2 protein-coding genes and 1 pseudogene are annotated in these 2,978 nt (G+C 49.6%); all 3 read left to right on the top strand.

All coding sequences use genetic code 11. The features are described 5' to 3' along the window. Positions 1–249: 249 nt before the first annotated feature. A complete protein-coding gene (locus tag CRG49_RS12555; RefSeq protein WP_095502165.1) occupies positions 250–1,485 on the top strand; it encodes a multidrug effflux MFS transporter in 1,236 nt (411 codons plus the stop codon). A 159-nt stretch (positions 1,486–1,644) separates the two neighbouring features. Then, positions 1,645–2,727, top strand: coding sequence for a prephenate dehydratase (pheA, locus tag CRG49_RS12550; RefSeq protein WP_095502164.1), 1,083 nt, complete (start codon positions 1,645–1,647; stop codon positions 2,725–2,727). A 159-nt stretch (positions 2,728–2,886) separates the two neighbouring features. Beyond that, positions 2,887–2,978, top strand: a pseudogene (locus CRG49_RS12545) (IS5/IS1182 family transposase); the annotation flags it as partial.

The raw sequence follows: 2,978 nt of genomic DNA, 5'->3' as shown, positions 1-2,978 counted from the left end.
GGTAGGTTGCGGTAATGTCTGGAAATGTAGTATCTTTGGTGTGAGGTCAGTTGTGTGTAGGCCATATTGCAATCTTTCTTGTCAGGAAAGGCAGTATACCACCGCATACTGGCCTTTTCTGTTATTGGAAATTGCACTTGTTAGGCGAATGTAAGGGCCTTGTGCTTTCAAAGCAATCTGATATGGGCTATAATTTCAGGTTTTTCAATCGCCTAGCGCGGTTTGTTTTAATGTGAACAGAAAGAAGTTATGACTGCTGCGAAAAAGCCTTTGGGCGAAAAGCAGATGGCGGTATTAATGGCGATGTTGATTGCACTGATGCCGTTTTCGATTGATGCGTATCTGCCGGCGATTCCCGAAATGGCGGAAGACTTGGGCTCGAATATCCACCGAATCGAGCAGAGCCTGAGTATGTTTATGTTTGGTGCGGCATTTGGCCAATTGGTTGGTGGCTCGGTGTCAGACATCAAAGGGCGCAAACCGGTGGCGTTGGTCGGGCTGTCGCTGCATTTCATCAGCGTGCTGGGACTGACGATGATCAGCAACGTCGACCAATTGCTGACCTTGCGTGCGCTGCAGGCGTTTGGCGCAGGCATGACGGTGGTGGTGGTCGGTGCTTTGGTGCGCGACCATTACGATGGGCGTAAAGCGGCGCAGATGTTTGCGCTGATTGGCATTATTTTGATGATTGTGCCACTGATGGCACCGATGGTCGGTGCGTTGTTGCAGAGTTTGGGCGGTTGGCGCGCGATTTTCTGGTTTTTAACCGCTTATAGCGTGTTATTGTTGGTGTTGGTAACATTTTTCCTGCCCAAACCGACGCGCACCGATAAAATCAGCCGCGAGATTTTTGCTGTGGTCGGTGGCCGGTTTAAGCATGTATTGCGCAATAAAGGCGCGATGGGTTATCTGTTTTTCCAAGCATTCAGTTTTGCTTCGATGTTTGCTTTTTTGACTGAATCTTCGTTTGCTTATATGCATTTATACGAAGTGTCGTCGCACGGCTATGCGTGGATTTTTGGTTTGAACATCATCACCATGGCCTTGTTCAACCGCGTAACGGCATGGCGCTTGAAAACCGGCGTGCATCCGCAGAATATTTTGCGCTGGGGCATTATCATTCAGTTTGCCGCCAATTTATCGATGGTGCTGCTGGTGTTGGTGAGTGATTTGCCGCCGATGTGGGCGCTGGTCGGTTGTGTGATGTTGTCTGTCGGTACGCAAGGTTTGGTCGGCGCCAATACGCAGGCGTGCTTTATGAGCTATTTCAAGAAAGAAGGTGGCAGCGCCAATGCGGTGTTGGGCGTGTGTCAATCGGTGATTGGCGCGGTAATGGGCATGCTGACCACATGGCTGCACAACGGCACGGCCTTGATTATGCCGGTGATGATGCTCACGGCGACGGTATGCGGTATTGTGCTGTTGTGGGTGTGTTCGCATGAAGCGTGGATTGAAAATGACAAAAACCGCGGCGAGCTTAAATAAAAATAGTAGTTTTACCTGATTGGTGCAATGAAATACTGTTTTTCCGCAATCATTGGGCTTTAATGCTTTAATTTCTATTATCAGGCCGTCTGAAAGCCTTTCAGACGGCCTGTTTAATGCTAAAATCGCTACATTCACGAATCATGCAAGAGAAACATCATGTCGATTGATGAACAGTTAAAACCCCACCGCGATGCGATTGACGAAATCGACGCCACCGTATTGCGCTTGTTGAACCAACGTGCCGGTCATGCCCACGCCATTGGCGAACTCAAAGGCACCGGCACAGTATATCGCCCTGAGCGCGAAGCCGCCGTATTGCGCCGCATTCAGGCATTGAACGAAGGCCCGTTGCCGAATGAATCGGTGGCGCGCCTGTTCCGCGAAATCATGAGTGAATGTCTGGCGATGGAGCGCCCGCTCACCATTGCTTATTTGGGCCCGCAAGGCACGTTTACCCAACAAGCCGCCATCAAGCATTTCGGCCATGCGGCTTATACCCAAGCCTGCACCACCGTGGATGATTGTTTCAAGCTGGTGGAAACGCGCCAAGCTGATTACTTGGTGGCGCCGGTGGAAAATTCGACCGAAGGCTCAATCGGCCGCACTTTGGATTTGCTGGCCGTATCCGCCCTTAAAGCCTGCGGTGAAGTGGTGGTGCGCATTCATCATAATTTGCTGCGTAAAAACAGCTATGAAATCAACGGTGTGACCAAAGTTTTTGCCCACGCGCAAGCCTTGGCGCAATGTAACGACTGGCTGGGTCGCAACCTGCCCAATGCCGAGCGTATTCCGGTTTCCAGCAATGCCGAAGCCGCACGCATTGTGGCCGAGTCTGACGATGGCACCTTAGCCGCGATTGCCGGTATTACCGCAGCGGAAATTTATCAATTAAACATTGCCGGTGACTGCATCGAAGATGAACCGAACAACACCACGCGCTTTTTGGTGCTCGGCCATCAAGATACCAGCAGCACCGGCAGCGATAAAACTTCATTGGTGATTTCAACACCAAACCGTGCAGGTGCGGTGATGGGTTTACTGCAGCCGTTTACCGATTTGGGCATTTCCATGACCAAATTTGAGAGCCGCCCGAGCAAATCGGCTTTGTGGGAATATTTGTTCTTTATTGATATCGAAGGCCATAAAGACGATGAGCGCGTGCAAAAAGCCCTACAATTATTGAGCGAACGTGCATCGTTTGTGAAAGTGATTGGCTCGTATCCGACTGTGGTGTTGTAAGGTTTTAAATAAACAAAAGGCCATCTGAAACCTGATTTGTGGGTTTCAGACGGCCTTTATTTTTATAAACATGGACTAGGGCGTGTCCCTAATTTGAATAAGCCCAAAAAAGCCCTATTTTAACCCTATATTCCAACGAAATATAGGCAAATACAAACAATGGCGAGAACCGCAATAACTGACAACATATGGGAACAATTACAAACAACCATGAAAGCGCACGGCTGTCATCAATGGAAGAACGACCGTAC

It is taken from the genome of Neisseria sp. N95_16, assembly GCF_002551535.2.
In the GTDB taxonomy this organism is placed as follows: domain Bacteria; phylum Pseudomonadota; class Gammaproteobacteria; order Burkholderiales; family Neisseriaceae; genus Neisseria; species Neisseria brasiliensis.
The sequence above is the reverse complement of the archived record's forward strand: the minus strand, read 5'-3'. Positions and strand labels throughout refer to the sequence as shown.